Here is a 16,077-nt window from a genome sequence, read left to right on the forward strand (position 1 = left end):
ACTTCCAAAATTATTTACAAATCTCAGATCTCGTCTAACTTTTAAATATGTAACAAATAATAATCATAACGTTGAAGAGAGTAAGCATGAAGATTAAACATAAGCTGTGGGGTTTAACGCTTTTCGCGCTCCTAGCCCTAGCGTCAGTAGTCGCGATAACTGAGATCGCGAACTTAAAAATATTAAAAATCGAAAAAACCTTAATTGAAGTTAAGTCTCTAGAAATCTCACTACTCAGCCTAAGCAACTATGAACTGGAGTATCTTTACTCTCATGATGTGACTTTAACAGAGAAGTTTAGTAAAGAAGCGAAACATTTTGATGCTTTCCTCAAGACTTTTAAAGAGGAGCTTGAAGCTTTAAATATCCCTACAGACAAATTTTCGACTCTGCAAGAAGAAATTCGCCTTTACAAGAAAGACTTTGCTCTGCTGGTTGATGGGTTTAATGCCACTGGAATAAATGACAAAAAGTTAGTCGGTGAAATGAAACATCTCCTTGAAGATATCAATTCTATATTTCTAACGTTTGAAGAAGCTCTCGAACATGAAATTGAGACAAACCAAGCCAGCATAGCCACTACCATTGTCGTATCGATACTCCTAGTTACAGGCATTCTTCTAACTATGTCTTTCTTTATAACAACTCAAATTATTCGCAAGATTGGTGACTTAGGTCAAATCATGGCCGATGTCCAAATTAATAATGATTTCACCGTTAGAGCTGACTCGAGTGGTATGGATGAATTTAGTTGCATGGCCTTTAGGTTTAACGATTTACTTTCAAAAGTTCAAACTCTCATAAAAAGCACACAAAACACTATTACTGAGCTAAATGGGACATCTAAAGAACTCGAAACGGGTAGTGTCCAAACTCAGGAAGCATTAAGTCAGCAGCAACTAGAAACCGATAGTGTTGCAACAGCAATGACGGAGATGAGAGAAACGATTAGAGAAGTTGCAGTAACCACAGAACATGCGGCAGAAAATACTCAAAATAGCTATCAAGTCGCTCAAGCGGGACTAGAGGATATCGAAAAGACTCGAAATACCATTACCGAATTATCGTCGGAGTTGGTAACAGCGAGCAACGAAGTTGATAGCCTTTCAGCCTTATCAGAGCAAATCAATTCAGTACTCGATGTAATTAAAGGGATTGCCGAACAAACGAACTTACTGGCTTTAAATGCTGCTATTGAAGCTGCTCGTGCAGGTGAACAAGGCAGAGGATTCGCGGTTGTTGCTGATGAAGTAAGAACATTGGCAGGTCGAACGCAAAACTCTACTGAGGAGATCAGTACCATTATCACATCGGTACAACAACAGACTCAGACCGTGGTCGATACAATCACACACTGTACAGAAAACGGACAGAAAAGTGTGGTCAATGCCGGTGAAGCACATGCTAGGATCCAAACAATGATGGCAGATCTGCAGAATATCTTAGACAGCAGTACTCAAATAGCAACGGCCGTCGAAGAACAAAGTGCGGTATCTGAAGAGATGTCTAGAAACATTAACAACATTAGTAATATCGCGTTGGATAATGTTCAAGCCGTAACTCAGAACACGGCATCGTCAGAGCAATTGGCGGTTCAAGCAGATGAATTAGCACATGCGATATCGCTATTTAAAGCCTAGTTAACTGTATTGGTTCAAACTAGAGCTGAAACATCGTTACATGAATGATTGTTAACCAAACAAAAATGCCCCATCTCTTTAAACTCTAGAAAGGACATGGGGCATTCTGGTTAAGAGACAAATATACAAAGGCCTAGTTTGCAAACTAGGCCTTTGATTTATACTCTAAGTAAACTGATACCGTTGCAGGTCAAGCTTTTACAACCGTCAACATTACATCGACATCGCTTTATCAAATACAACGTGACTGTATGCGCCGACTGGTTTCTTGGAGATCACGGGGGCAGATTCACTACCCAACAAAATTTCAACAGTACGTTCATAGGCCGCAGGATCTAAATAGCCGATTCCTTTGCCCGATGTATTGAGCAATTTCGCCACCTCACCCATCATACGAACCTGATGCTCTTCAGTTTGAGCACCTGTGTCATCGTAATCGAGAACGATCATTGCAGCGTCTTCGGTATTGTCCGCTGCCCACTGCCACCCTTTAATGGTTGCTTTTAAGAACTTCGCGTAGTTTTCCACTTTTTTCGCGTCGGTTAGGTCCTCTTCCATCACGTAAAGTCCATCTTCGAGTGTTGCAACACCTTGATCTTCATATTTAAACAAGGTCAACTCAGAAGGCTCTAAACCACCGTCTAGCACTTGGCCGTACTCATTGTAAGTCATGGTTGAAACACAATCTGCTTGGCCTTGGAAAATCGGGTCGACATTAAAGCCTTGCTTTAGAACGGTCACACCATCACCGCCCATCGTTTCATAGCCCAATTTAGACATCCAGCTCAAGAACGGGTACTCATTACCAAAGAACCATACACCAAGTGTTTTACCGCCAAAGTCTTGCGGTGTGCTGATTCCACTAGATTTCAAACAAGTTAACATCATCCCAGATTTGCCGTAAATCTGTCCGATATTCACCATTGATAAACCCTTTTCACGTGTTGCCAGAGCAGAAGGTAGCCAATCGACGATAATATCAGCACCACCACCAGCCAAAGCTTGTGCTGGAGCAATGTCGGGCCCTCCGGGTTTAATCGTGACATCCAAACCCATCTCTTTGTAATAGCCTTTTTCTAGAGCTACGTAATAGCCGGCAAACTGAGCTTGGGTTACCCACTTCAGTTGTAATGTTAATTTTTCTGCCGCATTTACAGCCATGCTTGAAGCAAACATAACTGCACAAACTGCTAGTGAAACGTATTTTTTCATCCATGTATCCTCGTTTATTGCCTAACAATGAGCACTTTAAGTTACTTGATATGCGTCGTTCGCACTGACTGATGCCAGAACAACACAATCCTTTCAAGTAGCGCTAAAGCACCGTAGCTCATGGAACCAGCCAAGGCTGCAACGAGAATTGTCGCCCAGACCATTTCCATATTCATCCGACCCACTTCAGTCGAAATTCTAAATCCCATACCAACGATGGGAGTACCAAAAAACTCCGCAACAATAGCGCCAATTAACGCCATGGTAGAGTTGAGTTTTAAAGCATTAAAAATAAAAGGTAGCGCCTGTGGAAGCTGACTTTTAAAGAAAATATGTCTCTTCTTAGCGGCGTACGTATGCATAAGATCTTTGTGTAACGGATCAACAGACTGCAAACCGGCCAACGTGTTAATAAACATTGGGAAGAACGTCATCACCACGACAACAGCCGCTTTTGACTGCCAATCAAACCCAAACCACATCACCATAATCGGTGCGATACCCACGATAGGAATGGCCGAGACAAAGTTACCCAATGGCAACAAACCGTTCTGTAGAAAACGACTTTTAACCGCCCACTGCGCGACAAGAAAACCCGACGTACACCCAATAACATAACCCGCAATCACGGCTTTCATAAACGTTTGCTTAAAGTCAGCCCACAGCGTGGGTAAATTAGAAATAAAAGCCATGAAAATATTACTTGGCGCGGGTAACAAAACCTGTGGAACTTCATAGCCTTGCGTTAAACTTTGCCAACAAACCAACAGTACCAGAGCAAACAGTGCAGGAACCAACGGCTTAATCAGTGTTTTATTGCCCTTGTCGTTTACCACCAATTTGGCGAGATAAGACATCAACATTGCCGCGCAAAACACCGAAACTGGCAGTAATACAATGAGCAACGCCTGTCGGTTATAGAAACCCGGCTCCAAGAAAAAACAGATATACACCTGTACCAATAACAGAAAAAAATACGCAGCATTTTTTTGCATTAGACTCATACTTTCATCCCTCTACGCCGTAGTAGCACTTTTTCAAATATCGCGACGATGGTCACCAAACTCGCACCTAATATTGCGGCCATGAACAGTGCGGACCATATTTGTACGGTTTGCCCATAGTACGACCCGCTAAGCAAGCGGGAGCCTAGACCGCCTTGTGCCCCAGTCGGCAACTCCGCGACCACCGCGCCAACAAGCGAAGCCGCAATACCAATTTTGAGACTAGCGAAAAGATAAGGCTGTGCAGAAAACCAGCGCAATTTCCAAAACAACTGAGATTTAGACGCGTTATACGTTTGCAGTAATTCCATATGCAATTTATCGGACGATCTGAGCCCTTTAACCATGCCAATCGTTACCGGGAAGAAAGAGAGATACATAGATATAATGGCTTTCGGGATAACACCAGTGAGGTTTATGGCGCCAAGTACAACAACAATAATGGGCGCAATCGCCAATATAGGGATTGTTTGCGATGCAATAACCCATGGCATAAAGCTCATTTCCAGCGTTCGGTTGTGAATAATACCGACGGCAATCATGATGCCCAGCAAGGAACCAAGCAAAAACCCTAACATAGTCGATTCGAGAGTGATCATCGAGTGATAAACGAGTGATCGCTTCGAGGTCACTTTAGTATCAAAAACCGTTTTATACCATTGCTGAGCAACCTGATGAGGCGGCGGCAGCATTGGCCTTTTTACGCTATACGCTTCCTGTGCGATTTGACTGTATGACCATTCCTGGTTTTTGCGTTCATAGGTATTAATCAGTTGATTGCCATTCATCCATAATGACGCTCCATACCAGATCACAATGACGGTAATCACAGTACACGCGACAGCAAACCATTTTTGGTGTGTGAGTTTTTCTTGCATAACCTTACCCGTCTTAGTCATTAATCGATGGCATGTTCATCTGCCAGCGCTTCACGAATTTCAGCTGCGAGTGCGTGGAAGGTATCGGTGTCTCGTAGCTCCAATGTCTTCATTTTCGGCAACGGACTCTTGATAATTTTGGTAATTCGACCCGGCCTCGGAGACATGACGACGATGTGCGTTGACAACATTACCGCTTCCGAAATTGAGTGCGTAACAAACACCACTGTTTTGCGTGTCTCTTGCCAAATTTTTAACAATTCAATATTCATGTGGTCGCGAGTAATTTCATCCAATGCCCCAAACGGTTCATCCATTAGCAATAAGTCAGGCTCAATACACAATGCACGTGCAATCGAGGCACGCTGTTGCATTCCTCCCGAGAGCTGCCAAGGGTACTTTTCATGAAAATCTTGCAGTCCCACCATTTTCAAATATTTATCAATTTTCTTATTTTGGTGGTCCTGAGAATGACCGGCAATCTCCATAGGCACTGCACAATTTTTGTTGATCGTTCGCCAAGGCAATAACGCTGGCGCTTGAAAAACATAGCCGTATAACCGATTTAAACGGGAGTCTTCAGGTGTTGTTCCATTAACTTTAATCTTTCCCGATGTCTGCTTTTCTAAATCTGCGATCACGCGCAACAAGGTTGTTTTGCCACAACCTGATGGCCCAATAAACGATACGAAATCACCTTCGTTAATTTTTAAATTGATATTGGATAGCGCATTGACCGGACCATCATTAGTTTCAAAAACCAACGACAAATCTTCCACTTCAATCATTGTTCTATTTGAGTGCGACACTGCATTCATATTGACTTCTCTTCTAATCGACAGGTTTATTAATCACGCGTAACGCTAACCGGTTGGTTATCAGCGTTGTATTTTTTAACCGCATCAAAAATGTTTGGAAAGGCTGGTCTCTTGATGTAACGCCCTGCCCCTTCAACGACATTTAATTCGCCGTTAGCGTAAACAACCTTACCCTGACTGATCGTAATAATTGGCGCGCCCTTGACAGTGCGTCCTTCGAAGATATTGAAGTCGATATTTTGGTGATGTGTCTTGGCGGAGATGGTGTGCTCTTGATCAGCGTCCCACACAACGATATCGGCATCCGAGCCAACCGCTATGCACCCTTTTTGTGGAAATATATTGAAGATTTTTGCAGCGTTGGTAGACGCTACCGCGACAAATTCATTTTCCGATAAACGCCCTTTATTAACGCCAGAATCCCATAAGACCTTCATTCGATCTTCGACACCTGCGGTGCCATTTGGAATTTTCGTAAAATCATCTTTACCCGCTGCTTTTTGCTCGGCGCAGAAACAGCAGTGATCCGTTGCTGTGGTCTGTAACGTTCCGCCTTGTAATGCGCTCCATAGAACTTCCTGATGTTTTTTGGGACGGAATGGAGGACTCATCACATGGGCAGCCGCTTTGGCCCAATCTTTTTGGTAATACACCGAATCATCAATTTCCAAGTGACCAGCAAGCACTTCACCATATACTCGTTGGCCTTCATGACGTGCTCGAGCAATTTCATCCACCGCTTCCTTACAAGAAACATGAACTAGATAGAGTGGCACTCCCAAAGATTGCGCAATACGAATGGCACGGTTGGCGGCTTCACCTTCTACTTGGGTTGGGCGAGATTGTGGGTGCGCTTCAGGTCCTGTAAGTCCAGCAGCAATTAACTTTTGTTGTAAGTGATATACCAGCTCGCCATTTTCGGCGTGTACCGTTGGCATTGCACCAAGCTCAAGGCAACGGTTGAAACTGTTCACTAGGGTTTCGTCTTCCGCCATTATCGCGTTTTTATACGCCATAAAGTGTTTAAAACTGTTGATGCCATGTTCGTTGACCAACTTACCCATATCTTCATAAACCGAGTCATCCCACCAGGTGACAGCAACATGAAATGAGTAATCAGAGACAGAGCGCGAGGCCCAATCCATCCATGTTTCGTACGCTTCCATAAGCGGTTGTTGAGGATTTGGAATCACAAAGTCAATAATCATCGTTGTACCACCAGCCAAACCAGCGGCAGTACCGGTGTAAAAGTCTTCGCTTGCGACCGTTCCCATGAATGGCAATTGCATATGAGTGTGGGGATCAATACCACCGGGCATCACTATCTTTCCAGTAGCGTCAATGACTTCAGTACCGTCTGGTACTGATAAGTCAGTTCCGATTTGCTGAATAATGCCATCTTCACAATACACATCTGCAAATAGAGTTGTATCGGCGTTTACGACTTTTCCACCTTTGACTAATAATCCCATTTTGCCATCCTTTTTCATCTGTCCATGTCTAGCGGCTTCGAAACAACGATCAATCACTCGCTAAGTTTTATAGTGATTCCCTATGCAATCATCTGACCAATTGGACAAGATATATTTTTAACTGCCTATCAAATTAACTATAAAGCCATGAAATTATTAAGTTTATTAATTTAAAAAATAATTCTACCCCCTAAATAGTGGACTAATATTTATTTATCCAAATACTCACTTTGACCCAAAACTGGGCGTAACATAACTGAGTGGTGCAATATCGTTCAATAATCTCATGCTTCTATCTTTCTTTCTGCTGAGTCCATTTAATCACCAAGAATAAAAATATCTAATAAACAATAAGTTAACAAAATTTTTATTAAAATCTGTCCAATTGGTCAAAAGATTGCATCTGTCGATTTGATTATTTTTGCACTCGACACTCGATTGCTTAGGAGCCATACATGAAAACATTTGAAATAAATAGCGACCGTTTATGGGATAGCCTGATGCAGATGGCTAAAATAGGCGGGACAGAGAAAGGTGGATGTCGCCGACTTGCTCTCACCGATTTAGACAAACAGGGTCGAGAGCTTTATATAAAGTGGGCCGAGGAAGCGGGTTGTACTGTTAAAGTTGACCAAATCGGTAATATTTTCTGCACTCGACCTGGAACGGATAACAGCCTTCCGCCTGTTGGTACTGGTAGCCACTTAGATACCCAGCCAAGCGGTGGAAAATTTGATGGTGTGTTTGGCGTACTTTCTGGCTTAGAAGTAGTGCGTTCGCTAAACGACCATAACATTGAGACCAAGCACCCAATTGAAATTTCGGTGTGGACAAATGAAGAAGGGTCACGCTTTGCGCCTGCTATGATGGGTTCGGGTGTGGTTTCGGGACGCTTCTCTTTAGAAGAGATCTTGGATACGAAAGACGTCGATGGGATTCGCTTAGGTGATGAATTAGAGCGCATTGGTTTTGCTGGAAGTGAACCCGCAACACAACGCAGCTACCACGCCTTTTTCGAAACCCATATCGAACAAGGACCTTACCTCGAAGCAGAAGACAAAATTATTGGTGTCGTCACAGGTGGTCAGGGTCAACGATGGTTTAATGCGACCATCACAGGTCGTGAGTCACATGCAGGGACCACACCAATGCATCTAAGAAAAGATGCCCTACTGGCAACGACAAAACTGATCCAAAAAATTGAAGACATTGCCAATGACCACCCACCTGGTTGTGGCACTGTTGGATTTGTTCAGGTGACACCAAACTCTCGTAATACCATACCCGGAGAAGTGTCCATCAGTATCGATATGCGACATCCAATCGATGAAGAACTTACTAAGATGGACCTAGAGCTGAAAGCTTATGTGGAGGCGTTACGTATAAGCGATAGCGTTGACATCGCTCTTGACCCATTCTGGTACTATGAGCCGATCCATTTTAACCAGAACTGTATTAGTGCGGTACGGAGTGCGACACAAGATTTGGGCTATAGCCATATGGATATTATTGCCGGTGCAGGCCACGACGCTTGTTATGTTTCGGACTTCGCTCCGACCAGCATGATTTTCACACCTTGTTTGAATGGTATTAGTCACAATGAAATAGAGAGTACCACACCAGAAGAGTGTGAAGCAGGCTGTTCTGTCTTGCTTAACGCGATGCTAAGAATGGCAGAATCGGCATCACTTATCGAAACCACAGAGACTGAAGCCGAAATCACGTAATCCGAATTCTAACGCTTTACGAAATAGCGCTTTTATTACATAAAACGCCATTACAGAAAATGGAGTGTGGCATTACACCAAACTAATGCCACACCCTTTTAATACCAACCGTGTAATCAACTCCACACCGGTATCGTAATCTTCATCATCCAACTCTTTTTTATCGAGCATAATGCAACTTTGTAAAGCGTGATCAGCGTAACCTTGGGTCGATGTCCATAGCATAAACATCAGATGTTCAGGACTGATCGGATCCATCCACTTTTTGGCAATCCAGCCACGAAAAACATCGCAAGTTCGGTCAAATTGATCTTTCAATTCCGTCTTGAGCTGCTCTTCCAAGAATTCCGCACCATGCAGTATCTCTGCTGCAAATATTTTTGAGGCTTTCGGATGCTCCTTAGATTGCTTTATTTTATTGCGAATATAGTTACGCAGAGCATCTCTTGGATGTTGATCCACCGTCATGGCATCCATGTGTTTCATCCACAACTTTAATTGGTTGCTCAGCACTGCCTGATACAATGCTTCTTTGGTTTTAAAATAGTAGAGAATGTTTGCCTTAGGTAAATCGGCCTCTTCAGCAATTGCGGCAATGGTACTTCCGCGATAACCTCGCTCAGCAAATATCGTTTCAGCCACCGATAAGATTTGCTCCGAATTTCCTTTCCGTATATCCGCTAATTTTCGACGTACAGAGGTTCCAGTTTTCTCTTTTTTCATTTCGTTTCTATGCACCCTTATGAAACTTCATGCCAAATTATAGTGCGAACGTGTCAACAAGTAAGATTCAATTTATGAATTGAATTTGAGACTCGGTGCTCCATTTTCATTGAAATTCTATTATATCAAATAATAACAAACTAATTAAATCATTGTTATTTATGAAGTTTAATTAAACACCTCAAAAATACTAACCATTTGGTCAGGAATTGGCACAGGCAATGCAAGCGTCATCCAGTATTCGTTTAACATTACCATGGAAGGGAACCCCGAATGAATTCCTATACTTCTGCTATAGATGCGACACAGGAATCGGCACTGGACGAGCTGTTCACTGACATTAATCCTGCGCTAACCGATCGCCAAGCTAATATTGAAAGCTCTCGCTGCTATTATTGTTACGATGCGCCATGTATAAAGGCCTGCCCTAGTGATATCAATATACCAAGCTTTATTTCTAGTATCCACAATGGAGACTTAGAAGGTGCGGCTAAAACCATTTATGACAACAATATTTTAGGAGGCAGTTGTGCCCGAGTCTGTCCGACTGAAATACTTTGTGAGCAATCGTGTGTGCGTAATAAAGAAGAAGAATGTTCACCCGTTTTGATTGGTCTATTGCAACGTCACGCGACAGACAACGCCAATTTTACTGACCACCCGGTCAACAGAAGTGCACCGACAGGTAAAACCATTGCGGTTGTCGGAGGCGGACCTGCCGGCTTATCGTGCGCACACCGCCTATCTATGCTTGGGAATGACGTAGAAATCTTTGAAGCAGAATCAAAAGCGGGCGGACTCAATGAATACGGAATCGCCAAATATAAACTGACCAATAATTTCGCTCAAAAAGAGGTCGACTTCATTTTAAGTATTGGTGGCATTACTTTGCATACGAATACTGCTCTTGGCCGTGATATTGAATTAACCGAACTGACTGAAAGATTTGATGCGGTATTCATCAGTATTGGCTTACAAGGAACCCGTGCTTTGGGTCTAGAAGGTGAAGAAACAAGTGGTGTCTATAACTCGGTTGATTTCATCAAGGAGCTACGCCAAGCCGAGGATATCGACAAGCTCGACGTTCCTACAAATAGTGCGGTTGTCATTGGCGCAGGTAATACCGCTATCGATATCGCCTGTCAGTTAAAGCGTCTAGGAACAGAAGAAGTAACCTTGGTTTATCGCCGTGGTTATGAGCATATGACAGCGACTGAGCACGAACAGCAAATTGCAAAGAACCACGAAGTTAGGATCAAAACTTGGTCTCGTCCTGAGGCCATTACGTTTACTGATGACGGTAAGGTCAGTGGCATGGTGTTTCAGAAAACAGCCCTTAAAGAAGGCAAACTCATCGATCTAGAGCAGCAATTTGATGTTCCTTGCGAAGCCATATTTAAGGCTGTGGGCCAAACATTAACCTTACCGGAATCTAAACAATGGTTACCTGAGATGTCTGGTGGAAAGCTTTTCACCACAGACAACTTCCAAACCAATTTAAACAATGTATTTGCTGGTGGAGATTGCACAAGCGTAGGTGAAGACTTAACAGTAGAAGCCGTACAACAAGGCAAACTCGCCGCGATCGCCATCAATAAGCAACTCACTATTGGTGCCAACATAATTGCAGAGGGCAAATAACATGGCTGACTTATCAACGAATTTTATTGGCATTAAATCTCCTAATCCATTCTGGCTTGCTTCTGCGCCACCAACTGACAAAGCTTACAACGTTGAACGTGCCTTTGAAGCGGGCTGGGGTGGCGTTGTTTGGAAAACGTTGGGTGAAGATCCCGCCGCAGTCAATGTGTCATCTCGCTACTCAGCAATATATGACACTTATGGTGAGGTAGCAGGATTTAACAACATCGAACTCATCACCGACCGCTCATTGGAAGTAAACCTACGCGAAATCGAAGCGGTGAAAAAAAGCTGGCCTGACCGAGCATTGGTTGTATCGTTAATGGTGCCATGTGAAGAAGAGTCATGGAAAAAAATTGTTCAGGAAGTGGAAAAAACCGGAGCGGATGGACTCGAACTAAACTTCGGCTGCCCTCATGGCATGCCAGAACGAGGCATGGGTGCGGCAGTTGGTCAAGTACCAGAATACGTTGAGCAAGTTGCACGCTGGTGCAAGATGTACTGCAAGATGCCAGTGATCGTGAAACTAACGCCTAACATCACAGACATTCGCTTCCCTGCTCGAGCCGCTAAGCGTGGCGGTGCCGATGCCGTTTCCTTAATCAATACCATTAATTCAGTCACAGGAATCGATCTCGACAATATGGTGGCTCGACCAACCGTTGATGGCAAAAGTACCCACGGTGGATATTGTGGCCCAGCAGTCAAACCTATCGCACTAAGCATGACGAGCGAGATTGCACGAGATCCTGAAACCTACGGTTTACCTATTTCAGGCATCGGAGGGATCAGCAATTGGCGAGATGCCGCAGAATTTATTTCGCTCGGTGCTGGTTGTGTTCAAGTATGTACCGCGGCAATGGTCTATGGCTTTCGAATTGTCGAGGAGATGAAATCTGGGCTTTCAAATTGGATGGATAGCCAAGGGTATGAAACGATAGAAGACTTCCGTGGTTTGGCCGTACCAAATACCACTGACTGGAAGCATCTAAATATGAACTACAAAGTCGTAGCGAGTATTGATGAAGATAAATGCATTGGATGTGGTCGTTGCTATATTGGCTGTGAAGATACCTCACACCAAGCCATATCGATGGTTGAGCAGCAAGAAGGCACGAATAAGTTCAGCATCATCGAAGAGGAGTGCGTTGGCTGTAACCTTTGCCAAATCACATGCCCTGTTGATGATTGCATTACCATGGTTCGTAAAGATGAAGACAAGCCTTATATGGCCTGGACACAGGACCCGCGTAACCCTTATCGTGATGCCTCATAAACAAGAGATAGCTATCCGCATTAGGTCTCATTAAAAACCAAATGCCCCATAACCTTTGACGTAAAAAGGTGATGGGGCATTTTATATTTCCAGTAGTACTTTGACGTCTATCGATTACTTAGCGTCAAGTGTTAACAGTACACTGCTGCTGTCTTGTTCTATATCGAAACGACTATCGAGCAAGAACACACGGGATGCATCGACTTTGATAACATCAACCAAGTAAGCTTTAACGGCTTGAGCGCGCTGTTGAGCGAGTAAACCAAGTTCCGCTTCCGTCACTTCTTGTTTATTCAACACGAAGTTATACAGAGCGATATGCCAACGTTGAGCCAAGTCTTCCTTGGTTAACTTAACGCCTTTGCTCTTCTGCTCATCGTTAATGGTGTCTCTAACCGTTTTGGCTTTTTCACCAAATTGTGTTTTGTAGAGTGCTTGTAATGCATCTGACAAATCACCAGAAACCGGCATCGTACTCGCGCTGAGATCAGAAGGTAACTGATCGACCGTAATTTTCGCTTCTTGCGCTAATAGCTGATTGAACTTACTAAGCGCAATCGCCTTACTATCTTCAACCACATTCACCGCACCGTCCACACTGACAGAGAGCTTAGGACGAGAATCTAATGCGTCACCCAACGTTTTCAGCTTCTTTTGTTCTGCAGCGGTTAGTGAACTAATACCGTAATCAAATGCGATGCTATTTAGCTCTTCATCTGACCCAACAAGGTTACCAATCAATGCAAATGGCGCTGTTGCGGCTTTAACAATGACATTGGATATGGCGTGCCAAACAATCGCACCAATTCCAAATTCTGGATCATCTACATCTCCTGAAACATCAACACCGAGATCAATCACGCCATTACGGTCTTGTAACAGTGCGACCGCCAAATCAAGAGGTAAAGAGGCGGCTTCTTTACTGTCACTCGATTTACCCAATTGCAGTTGGTTAATGGTCACGTGGTTTGAACCCTTGAGTTTGTTTTTCTCTAGCTGATAATTTAATGCTAGAGATAACTGACCTTTATCGATATAACGACCAGCATAGGTACCCGAATATGGGTTTACCGTGGTGAGTTCAACACTGTCGAAAATAACGTCCAAATCCAAGAATGGCTGTTCAAGTAACGGGTTAATTTCTCCGTTGACCTTAACCGGTGCATAACGGTCAATTTTACCGCTGATATCAACCGATGCTTTCGTTCCTGGAACACTTGATATTTGACCAATTTTCCCCTCAAGTTGCTCAATACCAGACGCAAAATTAGGCGTTAATGAGTTATCTGCAAAGAATGCCGATCCATCGTTGAACGCAACTTTCTTCACACTGAGTGCAAAAGGTTTATCGTTGCCCGAACTTTTTGTTTCTTTCTTAGCTTGGTCGCTACTTGGCTGCTCAACTACAAGGTCACCGATGTTGGTGGTGCGATCTTTATTGATCACCACGCGAGCATATGGTTGTCCTAACGTCAGCGTATCAATACCCAGCTTTGAGTTTTTCAAATCGAAATCAAACTGATTGACGGCCAATGAACGCCATTTCACAAACGGTTTCTTAAGCTGATTATCGCGAACAGACAATTTATCCACTTGCAGCCCACCACTCGCTTTAACCTTACCTTCCGCATTTGCATCTAACTTAACTTGAGTACTGAATGCACCATCAGTCAGCGTCGCATTCATTGCGGTTGCTAAGTACGGTTGAAATTGAGTCAGTTTCAGCGATTTTACATCGATATCGGCAAGAACCGCTTGCTGCTTAGCATCGGCTTGACCTTTCACGCTGATGTCTCCTTTGCCATTTACTGACGTAAAGAAATCAAAGTCTATTGGCGTTGAAAGATCACTAACGATTTTTTGAGTGGTTAAGTTAATAGGTGCGATAACCCATTGGTTCGCCCCTTTGGTTATCACTTTTTCATCGACATTCAACTGATATTCTTTCAGTTCAATGCCATTAAGTGTCACTAACCATCCGGGAGCCTCAGTCGTTGGCTCTGACATCTCTTCCGCAGGTGCACTTGCTGTGTTACCACTTGACTTAGGAGTAAACAAAGTCGCGAGATCGGCTCCGTTTTCATCAACTTTCGCAGAAACTTTTAGGCCATTGGAGGTAATAGACGCAATATCCACGGTTTGATTTTCAACATTAGTCGCAATGTCGTTCACAGCAAACGTGGGCAATGAGACCACAGATTGATCATTGGCATCAAAATTAAGATTGTTAACCGCAAACATGCCTTTAGCTGTGGTGATACTCATGGCATCGTCTTCTTCAGTCTGACCCAATGTTTGCACAATGTGGTAGTCAGACGAGAAATTAACGTCACCAGTTGTCAGTTTTGCTTCGATGTCTTTTTCAACAAATCCCCATAAACGTGATAATTGAAGACTCTTAATCTCAACATCACCGACGACTTCTAATGGCTTCAACTGAACTTGGCCTTGCACCGCAACCATCGCAGAATCGGCATCGGTAATGTTCAGTTGGTACTCATTCTTTTTCTCTGTATCGCTAATTAAGCTTCGTGTCGAAAATTCACCCAGCGATACATTAATATCTGGATAACTAAGTTCCGTGTCCGTTACACCATCTAATAGGCGTACATTACCCTGAACCAATGCCGTTTTCTTGATGGCCACAGGGAACAATGGCGCTTGTCGATCTTCTGGCTCTTCAGCAACAGGCTCTTCTTCCTGAGTCGTATTGCGAGCAACTGCCTCGAGAATATCACTGAAGTTAAACACCAATTCATCACTGTTGTTCAAACGTTCAATATTGATGAAAGGCTTGTCTAAGGTAATGTACTCAACCGAAACCGCAGCGTTAAAAATCGATTCCCAGAAATTAACTTGAATACTTGCTAGATCAAATTGAACAAACGGTTCTGATTCTTCCATAATCGCAAACTGTTCAACATCAAACTGAAGCGTAAATGGGTTAATGCGAATATCGGATAAAGTCACTGGGCGTTCAATCAACTTCGAAACCTGTTCCGGGATCTGCTGTTTGGCGACATAAGGTACTAATAAACCAAGCAAGGCTGCATAAATGAGATAGGCACATATTGCGTATGAGCCCCAGCGAATGGTCCGTGGGTATGACCGAAACTTCGCGGCGCCCGCTTTGAATTTGTTCGTCATGATGGCTTACTACTCCTCGGCTAAAACAATAATTATTGGTCACTCATCAAGATAATGCTCTACTTTACGATAATCCAGATAAGTCGTTATCTCTCGAAGTACTTTGCAAGGCCGTTCAAAGCGATTTACTTGTCACTCGAAACGACCTTATAGCGTAATAGTGCTTTCTAACGTTGCAAACGAGCTTTTGCTTCGTCGACTTTAGCAACATCTAACCCTAGCTCTTGCACCGCTTCTTTAATCAAAGCTGGGTTCTGCATTACCTGCCCCATTAACAGTTTTAACTCCTCTTGAGGCAACCCTAGTTGACTGATCGTCGCCATCGCTGCGAGAGGATTTTCTGTTAGCGCTTGAAAAATCTCGTTAATTTGTTCGTCGCCAATACTGTTTTCTTTTAACATTGCAAGAATCGGATTCATTCGATTACCTTTTTTATTTCCAAGTAAAATAGCAGTCTATCACTGGGTTCAATCGGATTGAACTCTCATTTGTCGTCATTGCATTAATATGAAAAATGGCGAACAAGGATCTCCCCTATT

The 16,077-nt window shown here is 43.4% G+C and carries 12 protein-coding genes; 4 read left to right on the forward strand and 8 right to left on the reverse strand.

The features are described 5' to 3' along the window. The first annotated feature begins 86 nt into the window (after positions 1-86). Complete coding sequence (locus ACXJY6_RS15115) at positions 87-1,640, forward strand: methyl-accepting chemotaxis protein (protein WP_456050118.1); 1,554 nt, start codon at positions 87-89, stop codon at positions 1,638-1,640. A gap of 213 nt (positions 1,641-1,853) precedes the next feature. Here ACXJY6_RS15115 and ACXJY6_RS15120 read toward each other — a convergent pair whose 3' ends face one another. Genes ACXJY6_RS15120 through hydA form a run of 5 tightly spaced genes read right to left on the reverse strand, consistent with a single transcriptional unit; the run spans position 1,854 to position 7,024 of the window. Further along, a complete protein-coding gene (locus ACXJY6_RS15120) occupies positions 1,854-2,852 on the reverse strand; it encodes an ABC transporter substrate-binding protein (protein WP_456050117.1) in 999 nt (332 codons plus the stop codon). 41 nt (positions 2,853-2,893) lie between these two features. Beyond that, positions 2,894-3,856 (reverse strand): ABC transporter permease, encoded by a 963-nt coding sequence (locus ACXJY6_RS15125; RefSeq protein ID WP_458768831.1) that lies wholly within the window; start codon positions 3,854-3,856, stop codon positions 2,894-2,896. Then, entirely contained in the window at positions 3,853-4,734 is an 882-nt protein-coding gene (locus ACXJY6_RS15130; protein ID WP_458768832.1) for an ABC transporter permease, read from the reverse strand. The genes ACXJY6_RS15125 and ACXJY6_RS15130 overlap by 4 nt, the downstream gene beginning before the upstream one ends. Positions 4,735-4,754: 20 nt before the next feature. Beyond that, positions 4,755-5,552 carry an ABC transporter ATP-binding protein gene (locus ACXJY6_RS15135; RefSeq protein ID WP_456050114.1) on the reverse strand — a complete coding sequence of 266 codons (798 nt, stop codon included), beginning with the start codon at positions 5,550-5,552 and terminating at the stop codon, positions 4,755-4,757. Between the two features lie 29 nt (positions 5,553-5,581). Then, a complete protein-coding gene (gene hydA, locus ACXJY6_RS15140; RefSeq protein WP_458768833.1) occupies positions 5,582-7,024 on the reverse strand; it encodes a dihydropyrimidinase in 1,443 nt (480 codons plus the stop codon). Positions 7,025-7,479: 455 nt separating this feature from the next. Here hydA and ACXJY6_RS15145 point away from each other — a divergent pair, with 455 nt between their 5' ends. Then, positions 7,480-8,751, forward strand: a complete 1,272-nt coding sequence (locus tag ACXJY6_RS15145) for a Zn-dependent hydrolase (RefSeq protein ID WP_458768834.1) — start codon at positions 7,480-7,482, stop codon at positions 8,749-8,751. 72 nt (positions 8,752-8,823) lie between these two features. Here ACXJY6_RS15145 and ACXJY6_RS15150 read toward each other — a convergent pair whose 3' ends face one another. After that, positions 8,824-9,474 carry a TetR/AcrR family transcriptional regulator gene (locus tag ACXJY6_RS15150; RefSeq protein WP_458768835.1) on the reverse strand — a complete coding sequence of 217 codons (651 nt, stop codon included), beginning with the start codon at positions 9,472-9,474 and terminating at the stop codon, positions 8,824-8,826. A 273-nt stretch (positions 9,475-9,747) separates the two neighbouring features. Between ACXJY6_RS15150 and ACXJY6_RS15155 the strand changes: the two genes are divergently transcribed. Both ACXJY6_RS15155 and preA read left to right on the forward strand, forming a co-directional pair. After that, a complete protein-coding gene (locus tag ACXJY6_RS15155) occupies positions 9,748-11,115 on the forward strand; it encodes an NAD(P)-dependent oxidoreductase (protein WP_458768836.1) in 1,368 nt (455 codons plus the stop codon). A gap of 1 nt (position 11,116) precedes the next feature. Continuing rightward, positions 11,117-12,391 (forward strand): NAD-dependent dihydropyrimidine dehydrogenase subunit PreA, encoded by a 1,275-nt coding sequence (gene preA / locus ACXJY6_RS15160; RefSeq protein WP_458768837.1) that lies wholly within the window; start codon positions 11,117-11,119, stop codon positions 12,389-12,391. Positions 12,392-12,505: 114 nt separating this feature from the next. Here preA and ACXJY6_RS15165 read toward each other — a convergent pair whose 3' ends face one another. Next, entirely contained in the window at positions 12,506-15,538 is a 3,033-nt protein-coding gene (locus ACXJY6_RS15165; protein WP_458768838.1) for a DUF748 domain-containing protein, read from the reverse strand. Positions 15,539-15,705: 167 nt separating this feature from the next. Further along, on the reverse strand, positions 15,706-15,957 hold the full coding sequence (locus ACXJY6_RS15170; RefSeq protein ID WP_458768839.1) for a DUF2999 family protein: 252 nt from the start codon (positions 15,955-15,957) through the stop codon (positions 15,706-15,708). Positions 15,958-16,077 lie beyond the last annotated feature (120 nt).

This window comes from Vibrio phycocola (assembly GCF_054404255.1).

What these genes read in the sequence shown, in the direction of transcription:
- ACXJY6_RS15115 (WP_456050118.1), top strand. Translation starts at nt 87, where the DNA reads ATGAAGATTAAACATAAGCTGTGGGGTTTAACGCTTTTCGCGCTCCTA.
- ACXJY6_RS15165 (WP_458768838.1), bottom strand. Translation starts at nt 15,538, where the DNA reads ATGACGAACAAATTCAAAGCGGGCGCCGCGAAGTTTCGGTCATACCCA.
- preA (WP_458768837.1), top strand. Translation starts at nt 11,117, where the DNA reads ATGGCTGACTTATCAACGAATTTTATTGGCATTAAATCTCCTAATCCA.
- ACXJY6_RS15145 (WP_458768834.1), top strand. Translation starts at nt 7,480, where the DNA reads ATGAAAACATTTGAAATAAATAGCGACCGTTTATGGGATAGCCTGATG.
- ACXJY6_RS15120 (WP_456050117.1), bottom strand. Translation starts at nt 2,852, where the DNA reads ATGAAAAAATACGTTTCACTAGCAGTTTGTGCAGTTATGTTTGCTTCA.
- ACXJY6_RS15125 (WP_458768831.1), bottom strand. Translation starts at nt 3,856, where the DNA reads ATGAGTCTAATGCAAAAAAATGCTGCGTATTTTTTTCTGTTATTGGTA.
- ACXJY6_RS15130 (WP_458768832.1), bottom strand. Translation starts at nt 4,734, where the DNA reads ATGCAAGAAAAACTCACACACCAAAAATGGTTTGCTGTCGCGTGTACT.
- hydA (WP_458768833.1), bottom strand. Translation starts at nt 7,024, where the DNA reads ATGGGATTATTAGTCAAAGGTGGAAAAGTCGTAAACGCCGATACAACT.
- ACXJY6_RS15170 (WP_458768839.1), bottom strand. Translation starts at nt 15,957, where the DNA reads ATGAATCCGATTCTTGCAATGTTAAAAGAAAACAGTATTGGCGACGAA.
- ACXJY6_RS15135 (WP_456050114.1), bottom strand. Translation starts at nt 5,552, where the DNA reads ATGAATGCAGTGTCGCACTCAAATAGAACAATGATTGAAGTGGAAGAT.
- ACXJY6_RS15150 (WP_458768835.1), bottom strand. Translation starts at nt 9,474, where the DNA reads ATGAAAAAAGAGAAAACTGGAACCTCTGTACGTCGAAAATTAGCGGAT.
- ACXJY6_RS15155 (WP_458768836.1), top strand. Translation starts at nt 9,748, where the DNA reads ATGAATTCCTATACTTCTGCTATAGATGCGACACAGGAATCGGCACTG.